General features: G+C 47.1%; 1 protein-coding gene. It reads right to left on the reverse strand.

The features are described from left to right. Positions 1 to 290: DDE-type integrase/transposase/recombinase (locus B4C70_RS09575; protein ID WP_290778813.1), on the reverse strand; the 290-nt coding region annotated here is incomplete at its 3' end. Positions 291 to 306: the final 16 nt, after the last annotated feature.

Raw genomic sequence — 306 nt, forward strand, 5'->3', positions numbered from 1 at the left:
GCGAGTCGGAGTTCGTCGAACTCCGCAAACTTATGTAGATAATAACTTTCGCACTTTAACGCTCCCCAAAAAGACTCCATCGGACCGTTATCAATACATTTACCAACCCGAGACATACTTTGTGTAATGCCTGCCACGCGTGTCATGTGACGAAACGCATGCGACGTATATTGGAATCCTCGATCACTATGAAGCAAAGGACGACTTTCGGGTGCGCCTTGAAGGGCGAGTTCGAGTGTATCGAATACGAGTTGATTATTGTTTGAGTGCCTAAGAACGAAGGCGCGGATGGATCCATCATATAGG

Source organism: Exiguobacterium sp. UBA5002, assembly GCF_002396765.1.
Lineage (GTDB): Bacteria > Bacillota > Bacilli > Exiguobacteriales > Exiguobacteriaceae > Exiguobacterium_A.